Origin of the sequence: Bartonella sp. CL162QHHD (genome assembly GCF_042195435.1) — a bacterium.
Lineage (GTDB): Bacteria > Pseudomonadota > Alphaproteobacteria > Rhizobiales > Rhizobiaceae > Bartonella.
In genome coordinates this window covers 12,754-32,580 of sequence record NZ_JBHIOG010000082.1, presented here as the reverse complement: position 1 = coordinate 32,580, position 19,827 = coordinate 12,754, and the positions used below count along the sequence as shown (strand labels likewise).

The 19,827-nt window shown below is 39.6% G+C and carries 13 protein-coding genes and 3 pseudogenes; 4 read left to right on the top strand and 12 right to left on the bottom strand.

The annotated features are described in order from the left end of the window. The 4 genes and pseudogenes from ACFILD_RS08565 to rpmE form a co-directional block, all read right to left on the bottom strand. A pseudogene (locus ACFILD_RS08565) lies at positions 1-317 on the bottom strand (hypothetical protein); the annotation flags it as partial. A 905-nt stretch (positions 318-1,222) separates the two neighbouring features. Next, positions 1,223-1,419: pseudogene (locus tag ACFILD_RS08560) on the bottom strand (ABC transporter); the annotation flags it as partial. Between the two features lie 260 nt (positions 1,420-1,679). Then, a pseudogene (locus tag ACFILD_RS08555) lies at positions 1,680-1,865 on the bottom strand (ATP-binding cassette domain-containing protein); the annotation flags it as partial. Positions 1,866-2,110: 245 nt separating this feature from the next. Beyond that, the gene (rpmE, locus tag ACFILD_RS08550; protein WP_005774581.1) at positions 2,111-2,332 is read right to left on the bottom strand and encodes a 50S ribosomal protein L31; all 222 of its coding nucleotides are present in this window, start codon (positions 2,330-2,332) and stop codon (positions 2,111-2,113) included. Positions 2,333-2,518: 186 nt separating this feature from the next. Here rpmE and ACFILD_RS08545 point away from each other — a divergent pair, with 186 nt between their 5' ends. Further along, positions 2,519-4,309: an ABC transporter transmembrane domain-containing protein gene (locus tag ACFILD_RS08545; protein WP_375665083.1), complete on the top strand. Its 1,791-nt coding sequence runs from the start codon at positions 2,519-2,521 to the stop codon at positions 4,307-4,309. A gap of 2,000 nt (positions 4,310-6,309) precedes the next feature. On the opposite strand, the gene ACFILD_RS08540 is transcribed toward ACFILD_RS08545, so the two are convergent. The 5 genes from ACFILD_RS08540 to tkt form a co-directional block, all read right to left on the bottom strand. Next, positions 6,310-6,651, bottom strand: coding sequence for a hypothetical protein (locus ACFILD_RS08540; RefSeq protein WP_375665081.1), 342 nt, complete (start codon positions 6,649-6,651; stop codon positions 6,310-6,312). A 755-nt stretch (positions 6,652-7,406) separates the two neighbouring features. Next, complete coding sequence (locus ACFILD_RS08535; protein WP_375665079.1) at positions 7,407-8,438, bottom strand: class I fructose-bisphosphate aldolase; 1,032 nt, start codon at positions 8,436-8,438, stop codon at positions 7,407-7,409. Positions 8,439-8,547: 109 nt separating this feature from the next. Then, positions 8,548-9,741, bottom strand: coding sequence for a phosphoglycerate kinase (locus tag ACFILD_RS08530; RefSeq protein ID WP_375630978.1), 1,194 nt, complete (start codon positions 9,739-9,741; stop codon positions 8,548-8,550). A gap of 515 nt (positions 9,742-10,256) precedes the next feature. Next, complete coding sequence (gene gap / locus ACFILD_RS08525; protein ID WP_375611739.1) at positions 10,257-11,264, bottom strand: type I glyceraldehyde-3-phosphate dehydrogenase; 1,008 nt, start codon at positions 11,262-11,264, stop codon at positions 10,257-10,259. 202 nt (positions 11,265-11,466) lie between these two features. Next, positions 11,467-13,473: a transketolase gene (gene tkt, locus ACFILD_RS08520; RefSeq protein ID WP_375665077.1), complete on the bottom strand. Its 2,007-nt coding sequence runs from the start codon at positions 13,471-13,473 to the stop codon at positions 11,467-11,469. Between the two features lie 334 nt (positions 13,474-13,807). Here tkt and ACFILD_RS08515 point away from each other — a divergent pair, with 334 nt between their 5' ends. Both ACFILD_RS08515 and ACFILD_RS08510 read left to right on the top strand, forming a co-directional pair. Beyond that, positions 13,808-14,083: a DUF4164 domain-containing protein gene (locus tag ACFILD_RS08515; protein ID WP_005774573.1), complete on the top strand. Its 276-nt coding sequence runs from the start codon at positions 13,808-13,810 to the stop codon at positions 14,081-14,083. A 12-nt stretch (positions 14,084-14,095) separates the two neighbouring features. Further along, the gene (locus tag ACFILD_RS08510) at positions 14,096-14,479 is read left to right on the top strand and encodes a cell division protein ZapA (protein ID WP_273790489.1); all 384 of its coding nucleotides are present in this window, start codon (positions 14,096-14,098) and stop codon (positions 14,477-14,479) included. Between the two features lie 1,509 nt (positions 14,480-15,988). On the opposite strand, the gene pyk is transcribed toward ACFILD_RS08510, so the two are convergent. Together pyk and ACFILD_RS08500 are read right to left on the bottom strand one after the other, a co-directional pair. Beyond that, positions 15,989-17,425 carry a pyruvate kinase gene (gene pyk, locus ACFILD_RS08505; RefSeq protein ID WP_273790490.1) on the bottom strand — a complete coding sequence of 479 codons (1,437 nt, stop codon included), beginning with the start codon at positions 17,423-17,425 and terminating at the stop codon, positions 15,989-15,991. Then, positions 17,422-17,910 carry a DUF1036 domain-containing protein gene (locus tag ACFILD_RS08500; protein ID WP_273790491.1) on the bottom strand — a complete coding sequence of 163 codons (489 nt, stop codon included), beginning with the start codon at positions 17,908-17,910 and terminating at the stop codon, positions 17,422-17,424. Before ACFILD_RS08500 ends, pyk begins: the two co-directional genes overlap by 4 nt. Before the next feature lie 262 nt (positions 17,911-18,172). Here ACFILD_RS08500 and ACFILD_RS08495 point away from each other — a divergent pair, with 262 nt between their 5' ends. Continuing rightward, positions 18,173-18,433, top strand: a complete 261-nt coding sequence (locus ACFILD_RS08495) for a DUF2312 domain-containing protein (RefSeq protein ID WP_005774567.1) — start codon at positions 18,173-18,175, stop codon at positions 18,431-18,433. A 538-nt stretch (positions 18,434-18,971) separates the two neighbouring features. Here ACFILD_RS08495 and rimJ read toward each other — a convergent pair. Continuing rightward, positions 18,972-19,535 (bottom strand): ribosomal protein S5-alanine N-acetyltransferase, encoded by a 564-nt coding sequence (gene rimJ, locus ACFILD_RS08490; RefSeq protein ID WP_273790492.1) that lies wholly within the window; start codon positions 19,533-19,535, stop codon positions 18,972-18,974. Positions 19,536-19,827: the final 292 nt, after the last annotated feature.

The following is a 19,827-nucleotide window of genomic DNA, read 5'->3' as shown; positions in this document are numbered from 1 at the left end:
TGAAGACACTTCTGTTCCCCTTGTGCAATAATATCTTTATGTTCAGCGCACTCTTGCTTTTTTTGCTCAAGTTGTTCAGTTAAATGCTTGTTCTGATAAATTGCCAATGCAAGCATTAAGCTTCCCCCACAACACACTATCATTGCCAAACCGAACAAAAAATCCACTGAGTATCCCGAATACCACGACTTCCCCATCCATATGATGCAGAAAATCATAACGCCGCATCTTACACTCCCACATTTTTTCCCCCATTTCCAAATGACCTTAATTGTAGCTATTATGAAAGCTATTGCCAATTTTATGTCTTCTTCCATTCTTGCTCTCTTTTATTCCCACCAATATTTAACGCAGCTCTTTTATCGATTTCTCGATATTGTATCATTATGTGTACATATGATTTGAAAATAACTACATATTATATTTTAATAAAAACAATACATAAAATATAGATATTTTTTCTGGTAAAATAAAACAATTTGTATTTAATTGTACTGCTCTAATGATTTATGCACTTTTAAGAAGAGCTTTATAATTCTTAAAATGCACTCCCACAATATTGGTTCAAAGTACTCAAAAGCCTAACACAGCAAAACATGGCTGCGTGCTCACCTTGTTTTATAAAATTGATAAAAAGCGTCTTTCTACTCATTTATCGGCTCTTTTTTAGTAAAGCGACATCATCATACACTTTCCTAATCCCCTCAATATTACTACAGCCCTTAAAACTTGAGACGCTTCATGAAGAAGACTTATTCTTTCTTTAAGTATTTTTACTTCACGCAATCTTCCCTGCTTGGTATATGCAAGAGACATGGTTTTGACTAATGCAACATAATCAAATTTGAAACGAGAAATTCCATGTAAGATCTTTCATGAAAAACAATGAGTTATCATTATAAATCAACGTGAAGATACTGTTATAAAGAGAACTCCTCGCTCATCTTAATAGTCCATAGCGATTTAACTGGATATCGTTTTATATTCTGTACACAGAAGTGTCTTTATAAAAATACTTCATCTCAGGCAAAAAAAAAAGAACAGCCTATTAAAAAAGAAAAACATCTCAATGCTTGCCTTTCTTTTTTCCATGAGAGTTTCAAATTGATAAGCCTGTCTGAAAAGAGTACTGTTTATGCCCTTAAAAATACTGCTCTTGTATCAAGATCACTTACTCAGATGAGAATTGCAGTTTAGCCAAATGCGCATAAACATTATTTTTTTATAATGAGTTGTGTGTTCCTTCTTCCACAAAAGCGCCTTTATCCATCACGAGAATACGATCTGCTTTTAAAACTGTTGCCAAACGATGTGCAATGACCAAGGTTGTATGATTTGCATCAATCCTTCTAAGGCATTTTGCACCAACTTTTCACTGTTTGCATCTAAAGCAAATCTTGCTTCATCAAGTAGCAAAATTTTGATTTATAATAATAATTCATTGTCTTGTATGTTGAATGAGAATCCCGAATACCGTAAGATTCTCTCATTTCAAACCTGCTCCATGGTGAACCAATCAAAACCATGTCTTTTGCACGTACCAAGCGGAGAGAGCCCGCGTGAATAAAAAAACTATTAAGAAAGGACTTAAAATGCCTATAGTAAATCGTCTCAAGTGCCAAAGGCTGTAGCAACATCGACGAGTTGGCAAATATAATGATGGTTCCCGATTGCAGCAAGAGGGGTGCATTTCTTAAAATCGCCCGTGCAATACCGATGCGTTGTTTTTGCCCCCCAGAAAGCATAGTACCACGTTCTTCTACTTGCGTATCAAAGCCATCTGGTAAAGCTTGAATAAATTCAAATACATTGGCAGCTCTAGAAGCGGAAAATACTTCCTCTCCATGGGTATGTTCAGTTCCAAAAAAGAAGAAAAGTTTGCAATTATTTTATTTCAAGTCTTTATACTCTAGGGAAGAAAGGATTTTTGCGTGTATTTCAAAATGATTTTTGAATTTAAAAAACGCAACCACAATGATTTATAGACCCATCTGTTTATGTCGGATGCGTTTTTGAATTAATATTTAAAGTGCACTCTTTGATAGGATCAAAAACTCATCGTTTGCAATCGTTTTGTTTAAAACCCTTGTACCCCATAAAAAGGAGGCTTTTACATGCCAATATTACCAAAACGATTTTTGAATTTAGAAAGACGACCACCACGATCTACGAGTGTTTGGGAGCCACCTGTCCATGCCGGATGCGTTCTTGGATCAATATCTAGATTAAGAGTATCGCCTTCTTTTCCCCAAGTAGAGCGCGTCGTATATTGGGTTCCATCCGTCATAACAACGGTAATTTTGTGATAGTTGGGGTGAATATTCGCTTTCATGCGTCAAACCTTTTGCGTTTATAGAATGAAATAGCACTTGCTTGTTTTTTTAAGTGCACTTCCTTTGTCTTTTTGATACATTGATTAAAGTATTTATTCCTATAACTGAGCACGCATCAAAAAACAAGTGTTCAAGATACATCATTGTATCAAGTGTTACAAATCCAATACAGTGAGCAAAATTTTATGACATTACGTTCTCGTTCAGAAAAATCGACAAAGCCTTCCCCTAAGAAATCTTCATTCTCTTCGCTTGCAATTTTTGTTCCTTATCTTTTGCGCTATCGTTGGTTGTTTATCTTTGCTTTTCTAGCGTTATCTGTTGCTGCTCTTGTCACATTAGCTTTGCCTGTGGCTATCCGCCAAATGTTTGATCATGGGTTTTCTACTTCAAGCCATGGACATATCAATTTTTACTTTGGAATTTTGTTTATCTTAGCCTTGTTTCTCGCATTTGCTTCAGCAGCCCGTTATTACTGTGTTATCACCTTGGGAGAACGGATTGTTGCCGATTTACGGCGTGATGTGTTTGTCCATATTATGAAACTTTCTCCTGCTTTTTTTGATCGGTCACATTCAGGAGAGATTGTTTCAAGGCTTCTCACAGATACCACACAAATAAAATTAGCTGTGGGCTCTACCGCCTCTACCGCTTTACGTCAGCTGATTATCGTGATCGGAGCCGTCGTGATGATGGTGATCACCAATGCTAAATTGTCTTTGTTGGTTTTAGCGGCTATTCCTGTTGTGGCCATTCCCTTGGTAGTCTTTGGACGTAAAGTTCGCTCTCGTACCCGCGCGGCGCAAGATCGTCTTGCAGATGCCAATGCTGTTGCTACAGAGCAGGTAAGCGCTATTCGCACTGTGCAAGCTTTTACCGCTGAAAAACTCGTTACAATACGTTTTTCACAATTGATAGAACGTGCTTTTCAAACAGCACGTGCTTCTGTAATCTTGCGCTCCTTTTTTACGGGGTTTGCAATTTTTTTGGTTTTTAGCAGTGTGGTTGCTGTTTTATGGATTGGATCGCGCGATGTTTTGAATGGAACGATGACAGGAGGAACATTAGGGCAATTTGTCCTTTATGCGGTTTTTGGAGCTTCTACTTTTGCGCAATTATCGGAACTGGGAGCAGAATTAATCCAAGCAGCAGGCGCTGCTGAACGGCTTGCCGAATTGTTACAAGAACAACCTACTATTGTAGCACCTAAAAATGCTTTATCATTAGAGCAACCTATTCGAGGTGAACTTGTTTTTGATCAGGTTGATTTTACTTATCCTTCTAGACCACAAGAGAAGGTTTTACGCTCGCTTTCATTTTCTGTAAAAGCAGGCGAAACGGTTGCTTTTGTTGGGGCTTCTGGAGCAGGAAAAAGCAGCATTTTTTCTTTGATCCTTCGTTTTTATGATCCGACAAATGGAACAATTCGGTTGGATGGCATGGAAATTAATCGCCTTTCTTTACAAGATTTACGCAGTGCAATTTCCTATGTTCCACAAGATGTCGCCATTTTTGATGGAACATTGCGTGATAATATTATTTTTGGAACTGAAACTACCCATGAAGAGGAAATCCTTGCTGCCGCTAAAGCGGCTAATGCACTTGAATTTATTCAAGCTTTACCAGATGGCTTGGATACGCAAGTAGGAGAACGTGGTACCATGCTTTCTGGGGGGCAAAAACAACGCATTGGTATTGCACGGGCAATTTTAAGAAATGCGCCCCTGTTACTACTTGACGAAGCAACATCTGCTTTAGATGCAAACAGTGAAAAGTTGGTGCAAGACGCTTTAGAAGGATTGATGCAAAATCGTACAACCTTGGTCATTGCACATCGTTTGGCAACAATTTTAAAAGCTGATCGTATTCTTGTGATGGATAAAGGCGCCCTTGTGGAAGAAGGAACCCATGCCGAACTTGTGGCAAAAAATGGCGTTTATGCTTACCTCGCAAAACTCCAATTTTCGCCTGAGTAAGTGATCTTGATACAAGAGCAGTATCTTTAAGGGCATAAACAGCACTCTTTTCAGACAGGCTTATCAATTTAAATCTCTCATGGAAAAAAGAAAAGCAAGCATTGAGATGTTTTTCTTTTTTAACGGGCTGTTCTTTTTTCTGCGCAAGATGGAGTATTTTTATAAAGACACTTCTGTGTACAGAATATAAAATAATACCCAGTTAATCTCTATGGGCTATTAAGATGTGCAAGGAGTTCTCTTCATAACAGCACTGTCACGTTGATTTATAAGGATAATTCATTGTTTTTCATGAAAGATCATGAATACCATAGGATTTTCTCATGTCAAACCCTCATAGTGAGTCAAACAAAATCTCTTGGCTTGCTCATCACAAGCAGAGTTGGTGTGTGGAGTAAAACGGTACAAGAAAGAGGTAAAATACCTCCCTTGCCCCTTTACGTTCTAAGGGCTGTCAAAACATTGGGGCGCTGACAAAAGAGTATACGCTGGCAAAAAGTATAATAGGTAGCTCGCTTTCTTGAAGCCTTTATGCGGGCTCACTTGATAGGCTCTAGGGACACAAGCTCTATCCTAAAGACTGACCACACTCTTTAAAAAACTGAATATTAAAATTTTTTCATGCCCTCTCTCACCGCTCTAAACAATAGTGTTTACCGAAAATCATGACAAATTGTAACTCACAAATACGCTTCTCTCTATTGCAAGAGTATCCTTTTATGCTCTTTCAAAAACACGAACACTTTTTGAATATTGTTTGCAGATCCGTCTTATTGAAAAAGAGCAAAGACTTTTTTAGCACTTTTGGGCTTCTTATAACTTTTGTATGAGCGCGTATAAGCAACAGCTTTTATAATAAACTGGCTTTTGGCAAAATTGTAAAATTTTATCAAATTTATTGTTTTTAAATATCACCACGACCACTGTTCTGCTCTTGCAGACACGCAACCTCAAAACACTTTCTCTTTGCTCACAAATCGTCTCTCCAGCTCTCTCTTTCAGGCATAGCCCATAAAAATAAGGATAGAGTACTTCGATTGAACACCATCTTCTCACCCCCTGCCCCATATATTTTACAGCTCTCAATTTTATAGCCACCCCCTGTCGTGCTTTAAGAAGGCATTTTAACGATGATAAGAACATGTACAAAGAGGATATATCTTTAAGGTGTTTATGTTTTAAAGCTTGCACGAAATCGTAATTTTTTTGTATAGCGAGTCAAGCATATGCAGAACTGACACCCTAACCATTTCAAACCATTCAGCTGTTTCAGGAACAGATAAGCCAAGTTCTACGATTATATCTTCAACCACGAATTCACCGAAGTACGGAGGATTTTCATCATTTTTTAGCGCTCCCTCTTCAGTGATCCTCTAGATAATTAACTCATTCAGCATCTATACCAGCAAAGCGAAATATTACGTGCTAATTTTCCTTTACATTCATTAGCCAAGCCCCCTCAAAATGACCTTTTAATAAATAGAGCTAAAAGGATAAGTCTTCAAAACCATTTGGTGAGATAGCTATATCAAGAGCACCTAAAATACGCCTTAGTTTCTAAGATAGGCAACTTCCCCCCTTTTATTGTATCAGTCTTGTAGAAGGCTTTAAACCCTTTATGTTTAAATCAATAAATCATAATTGGATTATATTGCATAAAGATGCTTTTTCTCATTTTTCCATTTAACACACGATAAGTTACCATTTAGGCACGATGAGAAGCTTGCCCCTTATATCATGATTTCAGAACCGCATGAGAAGAATAAAAGATGATGTGGCTTAATAAGAGAGTTTGTTCATAAGCCGTTTTTCTGTCTTAAGGTCAAGGATGCCGTTAGGCGCAACTTGTAAAGGGTTGCCTTGAGGCTTAAGGACCCAAAGCTTGTTAGCCCCTTCATTGAACGCGGGTCTGATGTCATTATTTTGGAGAGCGATTATTAAGAATTTGAGAGGCAGACAGCCTCTCATTTTGATTTGTATGCAAACGAATTGCACCCTATTTATTCAGGGAGAATAAGAACATACCCAGGAGGTGCTAAACGGAATAAGAGAGCGTCGTAACCCCACGCAGCAGACAGGCAGCAAATAGAAGAAACGCCTTCAGCAATTGCCATGAGTAATGCGAACGATATACCGGCTTCATCTGCTGTTGCGTCACGGCGTTCTAAGTAGTATCCGACAAAAAAGAAAAAGCACCCTATTCCACTCACCGACCCAAAAACTTTTAATGCGGTATGAACCGGTCCACGTATGCTGAGCAAGATAATAAAAATTATGAAAGTAAATACTGTAAAGACCCCTTCGAATACCCCACGCACCATATTGCACAATTTTCGCATCATAATTGCAGAAAAGCTCTGTTCTGCGTATCGATTTTTTCTTTTGATGCTTGTATTCTTAGAAGATATGCTGTTATTTTTAGAAGATATACCGCCCACAACTCCCCCCGTTTTAAGCCAAGATGCTATGAAGTTAGTTATCTTTAATTATATCATCAAAAAATACAAGAAAAATTTATCCATTTTAACGAAAAAATAGGTGTTTTATTGAGGTGCAAATCTATTTTGTTAGCAAGAGTTATTCAATTCGTTCGCCAATAGAAAAACTACCCCCATTGAAGAGGAAGCTATCCTGACGCAGAAAAGCTTCATAAGCTGTATTCCAATCCGCTCAGAAATCGCAACTCTCTAATCTACCCGCTTAATCCACCTTTGAAACTGCAATCAAATAAATTCTGCTGATGACAAGTAATGACAACATGAAAAAGAAAAAATATCACAATATCAAACTCTTCAATACAGTATGAGCTTTCTGATTTTCACTCAAAAAGCAAGTGCCCACCCATGAACGACACCATACTAAAGTGCTGTGCATTCACAAATTTCCTAGCATTATCTCCCCTTCTCGAAATTGCACCTCTCCCGCAATCTTATCTTTCGATAGCACCCATTAAAGACTTTTAAAAGGTCCAAGGAAAAAACTCTCTGAGAAAGCTTTCAAGTCTAAAACGCCCCCGCCATTTTTATCATGATGAGGGCACAAAAAATCACGCAGAAACATGCAAAATCTCTCCGCATTTAAAAACAGGGCTTGTGCTTCAATCGCACGCTTTTTCTTGTTCTTTTGTCCATTGTCCCAAAGCCGCAAGATGGTTCATCCGAGCCCGATGACGAAATGCCTTCTGTGCAACAGCAATATTTTCATCTTTTCCCGCCCATGCTTTTAAGGCAGCTGCTTGCAGTGCTCGTCCATAGGAAAAGGTCAATTTCCAAGGCAATACGCCCAAAGAATTCATAGCAGATAAATGCGCCGTTGCTTCCTGATCAGACTGCCCTCCAGAAAGAAAAGCAATTCCGGGAACAGCGGCAGGAACAGTCTGTTTAAGCACTTGGACGGTCTTTTCAGCAACTTCTTCAACAGAAGCGTTGCGTGCATCCTTTCCATCAATCACCATATTGGGTTTTAAAATCATCCCCTCCAAAAGAACACGAGCTTCAAACAATTCTTTAAAGACGGTCTGTAAGACAGCTTTTGTCACCTCAAAGCAGCGTGTAATTGAATGCCCACACGATGATCCATCCATCAACACTTCCGGCTCAACAATCGGCACAATCTTGAACTCCTGACACAAGGCAGCATAGCGTGCAAGAGCTTGTGCGTTTTGTCTTATGGCGCCTCTTGTTGGCAAAGTGTGTTCATCAATAGCAATTACCGCACGCCATTTAGCAAAACGTGCTCCCAAAGCATAATAGTCTTTTAGCCTCTCACGAAGACCATCCAACCCTTCGGTAATTGTCTCTTGAGAGAAAGCGGCCAAGGGTTTTGCACCGGTATCAACTTTAATCCCTGGTAAAGCGCCTGAATCCCGAATAAGATCCGTCAACATTTTTCCAGTTGATGCTTTTTGCCGAATGGTTTCATCAAATAAAATAACCCCAGAGATAGCGTTTTCCATTGCTTCTTTTGTACTAAAAAGCATTTCACGATAAGCACGGCGCCTATCTTCATTGGATGCAACACCAATGCTTTCAAACCGCTTTCCAATGGTCGCCGTACTTTCATCTGCCGCCAAAATACCTTTACCCGCATGCACCAAAGCAAGTGCAATATCTTCAAGCCGTTCATTCATAAAAAATTCCTCTTTATTTTGTCTTAATTTCTAAAAATGCGCAACACTATCAAAAAACACTCTACACGACTGTATAGTTTTTCTTTAACCTTCCCTTCAAAGAAGCCCTTTAAGCCTGCATGAGGGCAAGAATACCAGGAAGAGTCTTTCCTTCCATCCATTCCAAAAAAGCTCCTCCAGCAGTCGAAAGATAAGTAAAATCATTGGCAACACCGGCATGATTAAGGGCAAAAACCGTATCGCCCCCTCCCGCAATTGAAACCAACTTTCCCGTCAAACTACGTTCTGCTGCATGGCGTGCAACGGCAATGGTTCCCTTATCAAAGGGAGACATCTCAAAAACACCAAGGGGTCCATTCCACACAAGAGTAGCAGCTTCATCTATCGCAGCATTGATATGCGCAATAGAGCGCGTCCCAATATCCAATATCATGCCATCTTGTGGAATATCTTCAATGTCATAAAGACGATGCGGTGCATCTTTTTCAAAACGAAATCCAACGACAGCATCCTGAGGGAGCAGAAGCGTACAGTGACACTCTTGCGCTTTTTTAATGATTTTTTTTATCGTTTCCATCAATGCATGTTCACACAGTGATTTCCCTACATGGATACCTTGCGCAGCTAAAAAACTGTTAGCCATCCCCCCACCAATAATTAAGGAGTCAACTTTTTCCACCAAATGATTAAGCACAAAAAGCTTACTAGAAACCTTTGCTCCTCCCACAAGGGCAACCACAGGACGTGCTGGATTGCCAAGTCCTTTTTCTAATGCCTGCAATTCACCTTGCAAAGAGCGTCCTGCATAAGAAGGCAACAAATGCGTTATTCCCTCCACCGAAGCATGGGCACGATGAGAAACTGAAAAAGCATCATTAACATAGAGATCTCCATTATGAGCCAAAGCTTCTGCAAAAGAACAATCATTCTTTTCTTCACCAGCATAAAAACGAACATTTTCAAGCAGTAAAACACCACCATTTTGTAATGACTCAACTGCAACCTGCACCGCCGAACCGATACAGTCCGGAGCAAAAGCAACCGGCTGATTAATGATCTTTTCCAGCACTTGCACAACAGGACGGAGTGAAAACTCTTGCTCTACCTTTCCTTTGGGGCGACCACAATGAGAAAGCAGAATAAGTTTAGCACCACACTTTTGTAGCTCAATGAGTGTCTCTTTATGCCGTACAAGACGCGTCTCGTCACAAACTTTGCCCTGTGCCATAGGAACATTAAAATCTACGCGCACCAGAACACGTTTGCCCAAAACATCAACATCATCAAGTGTACGAAACCCCATCACTGCTTCCTCTTCACTTTCCATTGTTTCAAATAAAAACGCATCCAACAACCCTGCCCACTTTTCTTTCCACTTATCCCCCTCTTTGCTTTTACAAGAGATCCACGACAGCCTATCTCTCACCCTTTGCTTAATAAAAATCCAAAGCTTTTATCGTCAAATGTACAAAAGCCCACCATTGCTCTTAATCTTCATATTCCATTGTGGCAAACAAATGCATTGGCTCAACTTGATCTCCATTAAAGCTTCCTTTTACTTCTAGGAAAAAGAGTTTACATCTCCTGTTTTCTAACGTTTTCTCAAAAGGTATCTCGTTCAGATCTTACTTTTTAAAAGTTTACTCTTTCATGCATCTTTTAAAAGCACGTATTGACACAGTATTAAAACAAAACACATCATCAATTTTTCAATAGCCTCTTCTCTCTAGCGCATGAGAACAACAGCCTCTATCTGTTTTTCTCAAAATTGCACAAAAATGAGACTTTTCCCTATGAAAAGAGGACCCTGAGGTCCTCTTATATTGTCTTAGCAAAAGCCACTGCCGTATCACTCATACGGTTAGAAAAGCCCCATTCATTATCATACCAAACCAGAACGCGACAGAGCTTACCATCAATCACTTTGGTTTGATCATTGTGGAAAATAGCTGAATGAGGATTATGATTAAAATCACAACTCACGAGTTTCTCTTCTGTAGTGTCCAAAACGCCCTTCAAAGAACCCTGTGCAGCAGTAGCAATAGCTGTATTAATTTCTTCGATTGTTGTGGAACGCTTAGCGATAAATGTCAAATCAACCACAGAAACATTAGGGGTCGGAACACGAATCGATACACCATCAAGCAATCCCTTTAATTCTGGCAAGACCAATCCCACAGCTTTTGCCGCTCCTGTTGAAGTAGGAATCATAGAAAGAGCTGCCGCACGTGCACGATAAAGGTCCCGATGCATTGTATCCAATACAGGTTGATCACCCGTATAAGAATGGATTGTTGTCATAAAGCCCTTTTCAATGCCGACCGTATTGTGTAAAACTTGTGCAACAGGCGCCAAACAATTGGTTGTACAAGAAGCATTTGAAACAACGCGATGCTCGCTGCTTAAAGATTGATGATTAACCCCATAGACGACCGTAAGATCTGCTCCTTCAGAAGGCGCAGAAATAAGAACACGCTTTGCCCCCGCATCTAAATGAGCACTTGCTTTATCACGCGCAGTAAAAATACCCGTACATTCCAAAGCAATATCGATATCCAAATCTTTCCAAGGCAATTGAGCAGGATCACGCTCTGCGCATACCTTTATTAAACCACCTCCCACATCAATAGCATCCCCTACCACCTTAACGATCCCAGGAAAACGCCCATGAACTGAATCATAGCGTAATAAATGGGCATTTGTTTCCACCGATCCCAAATCATTAATTGCAACCACTTCAACATCTTGTCGTCCACTTTCCACAAGTGCACGTAAAATATTGCGACCAATACGACCAAACCCATTAATTGCAACACGAACTGTCATTTCACATGTTTCCTCATCAATTTTTTAAGCACAACATTTAAAACACAATAAATGGGTATTTCACCAATCCAAAATCATTAATTCCCACAATGTCAATATCTTGATCACTCACTCACTTATCCACAATAATGCACAAGATCATCCACAATACTGCACAAAATATGATGCCCTACAATCACCCCATTCATGACAACATAAGCTGTCACTTTGTCTTTTCCTCTTTGATCTTTTCCAGCTCTTTTTCAACGGTGGCAACAACATTTTCCCAAGTAATACCAAAATGCGCATAAAGGGCATCAATTGTTCCACTTGCCCCAAAGCCCTCCATACCAATAAACACACCATCACAGCCAATAAAACGGTCCCATCCTTGGGCGACAGCAGCTTCAATGGCAATTTTAATCGGTGCATCTCCAATGAGAGCACGCTGATAGGAGAGAGATTGTTGAGAAAAAAGTTCAAAACAAGGCACAGAAACCACACGCGTTGGGATGCCTTTTTCTTCTAACACCGCATGTGCCTCCACTGCAATTTGCAATTCTGAACCAGAAGCAAACAGCGTCACTTGTGCATCATCGCTAGCTGTTAGGAATTCATAAGCACCAAGCATACAGAGATTTTCTTCTTCATACTCTTGACGCAAAAGCGGTAGATTTTGTCGACTTAAAGCCAAGGTAGAAGGCGTCCCGCGTGCTTTCAAAGCCAATTGCCAACACTCGACTGTCTCCATAGCATCGGCAGGACGGAACACAAAATGATTAGGCATTGCACGCAGGCAAGCCAAATGCTCCACGGGTTGATGGGTCGGACCATCCTCACCAAGACCAATAGAATCATGAGTCATGACATAAATCACCCGCAACCCCATGAGAGAAGACAAACGCATAGCAGGACGCATATAGTCAGAAAAGCATAAAAAGGTTCCCCCATAAGGAATAAAGCCGCCATAAAGGGCAAGACCATTCATCACAGCTCCCATTGCATGTTCGCGAATTCCATAATGCAGATAGCGCCCTGAAAAATCTTCAGCAGAGATACTTTTCATCTGGCTACTTTTTGTATTATTAGATCCGGTTAGATCAGCCGAACCACCAATAGTCTCAACAACGACCTCATTGATCACTTCAAGAGCCATTTCCGAAGCTTTACGCGTAGCAACAACGGAGCGCTCTTCAACCAATTTCTGTTTATAAGTATCAATAGCGCCATCAAATCCGCCCACGAGATCGCCCCGCATCAATCTTTCAAACTCCACACGCTCTGAGACAGGAAGATCAGCAAATTTTTCTTCCCATTTTTGGCGTTTTTTAGCAGCATTGAGACTAGCCAAGCGCCAATTATCGAGAATATCGGCTGGAATAACGAAAGGCTCAGCATCCCACCCTAAAGCGATACGGGTTTCAGCGATTTCTCGTGCGCCCAAAGGGGCTCCATGAACTTTATTGGTACCCGCTTTATTTGGTGCTCCAAAACCAATTGTTGTTTTACAAGCGATCAAAGTTGGTTTATCGGAATTTTGTGCCGCCTCAATAGCCCGCGCAATTGCTGCTTGATCATGCCCATTGACTTTATGTGTCTCCCAACCAGAAGCCTTAAAACGCGCAATCTGATCTGTACTGTCAGCAAGGGAAATCTCTCCATCGATAGAAATATTATTATCGTCCCACAACACAATAAGCTTATTGAGTTTCAAATGACCGGCAAGGGAAAGTGCTTCTTGAGATATCCCTTCCATAAGGCATCCATCGCCCACCAACGCATAGGTGTAATGGTTGATAAGATCACCAAAACGGGCATTTTGCAAACGCTCTCCAAGAGCCATCCCCACGGCATTCGCCAACCCTTGTCCGAGAGGACCAGTCGTTGTTTCGATTCCCGCCACATGCCCATATTCTGGATGCCCAGCAAGCTTTGCTCCTAATTGGCGAAAATTTTTGAGATCTTCAATGCCAATATCTTCATAACCAGAAAGATACAAGAGAGCATAAAGCAACATAGACCCATGTCCTGCTGATAACACAAAACGATCACGGTTAGGCCAGCGAGGTTTTTTGGGGTCATGAGCAAGGAATCTTGTATAAAGAACCGTAGCAATATCGGCGGCTCCCATTGGCAAGCCTGGATGACCAGAATTTGCTTTTTCAATCGCATCAATAGCAAGAAAACGGATAGCATTGGCCATCTGATTCTGTTGGTGGGTGTTTGTCATGAATAATCGACCATTTCGTTAAATACGTTATTCTGTTGCTTTTTCCGTATTCTCTTAAAATTCTCAAGAAATACTATTTTCTAACCATTAGCGTGAGACTTTTTGCCACCACTTCAATAACATTAATAACATTCCCCTCACGCGTCCTGTATATCCATGTCATTTATGCCAATACGCGCAAAAAATCCAGCTTTTAATTTATATCTATCCCCTGCTTTGCTTGCTAAAATATCTTACATACTTAAAAATAAAATGCACACAACACAAGAGTGAAAGTGATTCGTTTTTGCATAACACATTGATAAAGGATACAATTACCCAAAGGATAAAAGCAATGAACCAAGAGACTACAGTTCTACAAGATGCTTTAGAGCACCTAGAAAAGGCACTTAGAACTTTAGAGATCACCATAATAAACCGTAATGCCGTTATTGATAAAAATAACGAATGGGAAGAAGAAATCCAACGAATGAATGCTGACCGCAGCCATCTTGCCCAAGCGCTTGACAAAGCTGAAGCCCAAATTGAACGCTTAGAGTCCGTAAACAAAGAAGTTTCCAAACGTCTTATTAAAGCAATGGAAACAATTCGTGTTGTCATTGATAGATAAAGGTTTGAATGTATGGAAACTGTTTCCGTTACCATTGATGGTAAAATTTATCGCATGGCTTGTGACAAAGGACAAGAACGTCGTCTTATTGCGCTTGCTGCTCAATTAGATCAATATATCACACATTTAAAGAACAATTTTGGTGAAATTGGCGACCATCGTTTATCGGTTATGGCTGGCATAATGATTATCGATGAAATGGAAGAAATAAAACGAGAAAATAAAAAATTACAAGAAGACTACAATGCTCTTTTACGACTCCACAACGAAAGAGACCGCACCATGGGGAAAATTATGCGTGACACCACACAACGCATTGAAAATCTCACCAACCAATTGCTCAAAGATGATCAAAACCACACAAACATTCAAGAACAAGAACAGGAAGATTTCTAAAAAGTACATCAGCGCATAATAAACCAGAGACTTGACTTGTCCGCCACATCTCACAGGATAAAAATTCTTAAACCCACACCAGTCTGTAAACAGTCTGGTTTCTTATAGGAAGGATTCCAGCTACTCACAACTTATGGGATTAACTTAAACCTCAACAAGAAAGCCCTACCCTGAATATTTCACCTCCGCACAAACGCTTCCTATATCAAGGAGGCTGCCTTATATCACCACATTTCAAATGAGATGTCTTTTAACAGCGCAATAAGATAACAAAACCAACATCATTGTAAAAAAATCATATAAATGACAACAGCAACAAACAAATAAAGCACCCTTCGAAAAAAAGAGCTATATTCATGTTCCCTATGAATGCATGTCCAAAATCCTTGCCCCTAGATAATATCAAGCAGATTCAATATATTAAAAAAATAACCTTATCTATTATACCGTAAAACACCGCCATTTAATAATATAAGCACCATGGAGTCTTTGCACCTAGAATGTCCATCCGATGAAACCCACCGAAAAGAACCGTATCATTTATAAACCAGCGTGAATTAAGTATTTTCATCCTTTAGAGCAAGAAAAAAGTCAAAACCGAAGAGTATGTTAATCTCATACAACCTCAAACATCATAAACAACAATAATAGCTCTTGAAAACATCCTCTACCGCTATTTTTATCCTTATAACAAATAATCCATATTCCTCTCCCCACCACCCAAAATCTCCAAGCTTAATAAAAGAGCAAGTCGGCACCATCATTATAACCAGCCCTCAATATTGCGACAGCCCCCTTGGCTCTTAAAACGGTTCATAAGAATTATGCCTTTCTTGTACAATTTTTACCCACATGTCCCACCCGCTTGTGACGTACAAGCAAAGAGTTATAATTAACAAAACATAAATAAATTGAAGAGAATTTTACGGAATTCGGGGTTCTAATTCAAGTTTAATAACGATAAATTATCATTATAAATCAATATGTTGCAAATGATCAGACAAAGCATATTTTAAAAACACATTCACCCATCACTTTTTCTCATAACATACCAGTACGATTTTTTAGGCACATAATTTTAATTTTATTCAATTCTGTTTGCAAAAGTTTAAAATGAGAACAATTTCAAGGCTCTCATTCAAAAAGAAAAAGAATAAATTCTCATTATCAATGAACATCTCGCTCGTATAAACTCAATAAAGCAATCCCCAATATGCCTTAATGAAATAAAAGGGGGGCTCCCATTAAATGCCCTACCGTAAAAGCAGCTTCCTCAGAACTAAAACAAAATCAACAGACAACATCACCGCATCTGCTCCCATCCCCAAACTGGACGACCTAATGCAACACCTTGCTATCTTACGATAGGAGATAAAAGAATAATGGGTTCTATGGAGGCATTCACAAGAGGCGCGCACCCGTTGTTTTTAAAGCCTGTTCNAGAGGCGCGCACCCGTTGTTTTTAAAGCCTGTTCAAAGGCGCATGAAAAAACACCATGCGTAAACGGCTCAAATCCCTTTCGTTCCATCTTGAGAGACAGAAGCAATACGCAAGAGATTTGTCGCACCGGGCGTTCCAAGGGGAACCCCAGCTGTCACAAGGAAGCGATCTCCTCCTTTGCAAAAGCCTTCCTGAAATGCAATAGCTGCTGCACGATCAACCATATCCTCTAAACTCCGTGCATCTTGCGTGACCACACAATGAAGCCCCCAAACTAAAGCCAAACGCCGTGCTGTTTCCACAATGGGCGATAAAGCAATAATCGGTCTATTAGGGCGTTCACGAGAGGCGCGCACCCCCGTTGTTCCTGAAGCCGTATAGGCAACGATAGCGGATAGAGCAAGTGTTTCAGCAATCTGACGCGCAGCAAGAGAAATCGCATCCGTTCCTGTTGATTCTGGTGCTGGATGTTGTGCCCCAACCTGAGCGGCATAAGTGTGATCCTGTTCGATTTGCCGCGCGATTCGGTCCATCATAAGCACAGCTTCTTCAGGATAGCGACCAGAAGCAGATTCAGCAGACAACATCACCGCATCTGTTCCTGCATAAACTGCTGTAGCAACATCCGACACTTCTGCACGTGTCGGAACAGGAGATGTAATCATTGATTCGAGCATTTGTGTTGCCACCACAACAGGCTTTCCTGCTAAACGACAAGCTTTTATGAGCTCCATCTGAAGTGCAGGGACCTTTTCCAAGGGCATTTCCACTCCAAGATCACCCCGTGCAATCATAATACCATCGGATACCTCAATAATTTTCTCTATATGCTCCAAGGCTTGAGGCTTTTCGATTTTAGCCATCAAAGACACCTTGCTTTTCGTCAACTGACGCACCGCTATAATATCTTCTGGACGTTGAATAAAAGAAAGAGCAACCCAATCAACAGGCTGCTGTAAAAGAGCCTGAAGATCCTCCTTATCTTTTGACGTCATCGAATCAAAAGGCAAAATTGTATCGGGAAAACTGACACCTTTTCGATCAGAAATACGGGTTCCAGAAACCACGCGACACTGTACAGAATGACCATCACAAACTTGCGCACGCAGTTCCACCCTTCCATCATCAATCAACAACCGATCCCCTGGTTTAACAGCCGAAAATACATCCTCATGAGGGAAAAAAACACGCTGTGCATCACCAAGAACATCGCGATTATCTAATGTAAAGCTTTGCCCAACACGCAAATCTTCTTGCCCCTTAGCAAAACGCCCCACACGCAGTTTTGGCCCCTGAAGATCCACTAAAATACCAATGGGGCGTCGAACTGTTTTTTCAACTTCTCGTATAGACTTGACCAAATCACCCAGCATATCACGATCAGTATGGCTCATATTAAGACGAAAAACGTCTGCCCCTGCCCTAAAAAGCTTCTCAATCATCAAACGAGAAAAAGAAGAAGGACCAAGAGTCGCAATAATTTTTACTTTACGTGCACGTTTCACGGTGGAGAATTTCCTGAAAGAGAAGGTATAACTGAATTGTTTAACAAAGACTCATCCGTCAACTGTACCATCCAACTGGTTTGATTTCCGGTATCGATCTCTTTAAATTCAGCCTTTTGATATCCTCGAGGGAAACAATCATGAACCCCTTGAATGGTAAATTGGCTATCTTGTACACACATGGTCACAGAGCCTGCCCAGTTCCCTTTTTTTTGTGCTCCTTCCGCATAAAAATAATAAAACCGTGAAGCAAGAGGCCCCTCAATTAAAGTTTTACATTCCGTCACTGGTACCGTCCACCAGCCTTCGCTCACCCACCCTGAAAATGTACGATATCCAAGAGCAACCCCTACAGACTGTTGGGTTGTATTACAAACTCTAAAGTCAGCTTTTGCAAAAACAACGAGGGGAAACAAGAGCAAAATACTCAAGAGAAAAACTTTTAATCCTTTCTGAAACACCCAATATCGTTTTTTTAAAATCACAAAACTTCCTCTATAATGTCAAATTCTCAAAACAAATTACACATTTCTTTTTTAAAAGCTTTTCAAGTCTAAAACGTATATTTTCATATTTTTCTTTTTATAGCCCTTTTATCAATGCATATATCTTAAAAATTTTACAAAATATTTAAAGTCAATTTGTAAAAAAGCTGTGTAGCTTGATTTACTTTTTATTTTCAAGCTTTTTTAACATAAATTCGTCGTCGAAAAACAACTTTAAATATATAACTTGGAGAAAAATACAATGAACGATACAGTAACCGATCAAACACACGCTATATCCGTAAACCAATTACGCTCTTTTATCGAACGTATTGAACGACTAGAAGAAGAGAAAAAAACCATTTCTGATGATATTAAAGACGTTTACACTGAACTTAAAGGCTCTGGCTTTGATAGTAAAGCTGTTCGAAGCATTATACGGCTGCGTAAAAAAGAAGAGCATGAAAGAATGGAAGAAGAAGCAATCATTGAACTTTATAAAAATGCGCTTGGTATGAATTAAACCATTGATAACATTGAAAATTTTCTTAAGAAAAGAAAATACAAAAAACAAATGGCAAAAAATAAATGAATGTATAAAAATTTCACCCAAACAATAAGCCGTTTGTGTAACTTGTAACGAGACTATCGGTCACAGAATACACAATATTGCAACAGCCCTCACATTTAAAAGGATTTATACAGAGAATTTTTATTCTTATTCTTCAATCGTTGTTTATCCACATAAACCCTCACTTGTATGCCAACCCAGTTTGTGATGTGCAAGAGAGGTGTTTTTTATGATTAAACATCAATAAATTTGAAGTGAGAAAGTCTTCCGATATTGAGGACTCTCTTCAAATTGAAAAAAAATGAATTATGATGATAAATCAATTTATTATCTACGAAAAGAAACATATGAAAATAGTCAGCAGTTGAAATCCGCTAAACGAGATTCTAAACTATTTATAAAAGAAGAGGTGGTTAAAGATCTTAATCTTTGAGGATAGGGAGAAATTCAGCATATTTACACATTTGATAAAAAGACCCTTAACAAAACTTTATTGGAATCTATTAACGGACTCATAAAGATCATTGATTCGAGAGGTTAGAATGTGATCTCTCCATTTTCCAGAAATCATCAAATAGTCTTTGGCATAGCCCTCTTTTTCAAAATGAAGGCGTTTTAATAAACGTTCGCTTTTTATGTTCTCAGGTCTATAATTTGCCATCACTCTATGCAGATGATAAACATGAAAGATATGGCGTATTAGAGCCGATAAACTCTCAAACATGAGACCTTTGCCTTGTTGTTTTTCATCAAGAGAAAAACCAAGATGACAGGCTTGAAAAACACCCCGAACCACATTTGTAAAATTCACAACACCGATGACTGTGTTTTCATTTTTTAATCGTACAGCATATCGATATGCTTGTCCCTGTGCACTTTCACAAGCAAATGCATTGGCTCGTGTTTCCCAAGCTGTTAGGGTATGGTAATCATCAGATCTAACAGGTTCAAAAGGATGCAGATGATTCGCATTACGGAGGTAATAAGAAGACAGTTCAGCTGCATCTTCTAAACCGATCAATGTAGAAATTGTTTGCTTTGTTTTAATTGCCATCATTTTCTCCTCCTAAACAATATTACAATAACACGTTGATTTATCTTAACAAATCATCATTTTTAAACTCAAATCATAATGTCGAATACAGTAAGCTTTCCTCATCACAACACTTCTTACGTTAGAATCAATGAGGATCATTTGCTTTTCCATCATAAGCGGAGGTGGTATGTTTAAAGCATAAGGTAAAGACAAGGGAATATTTCTTATGAATGCTCTCAAGTTCCAAGGGGCGCTGTAGCAACATTGGGGACTGGCAAAGTATGCAAGGGAACTGGCATATTTCCATATA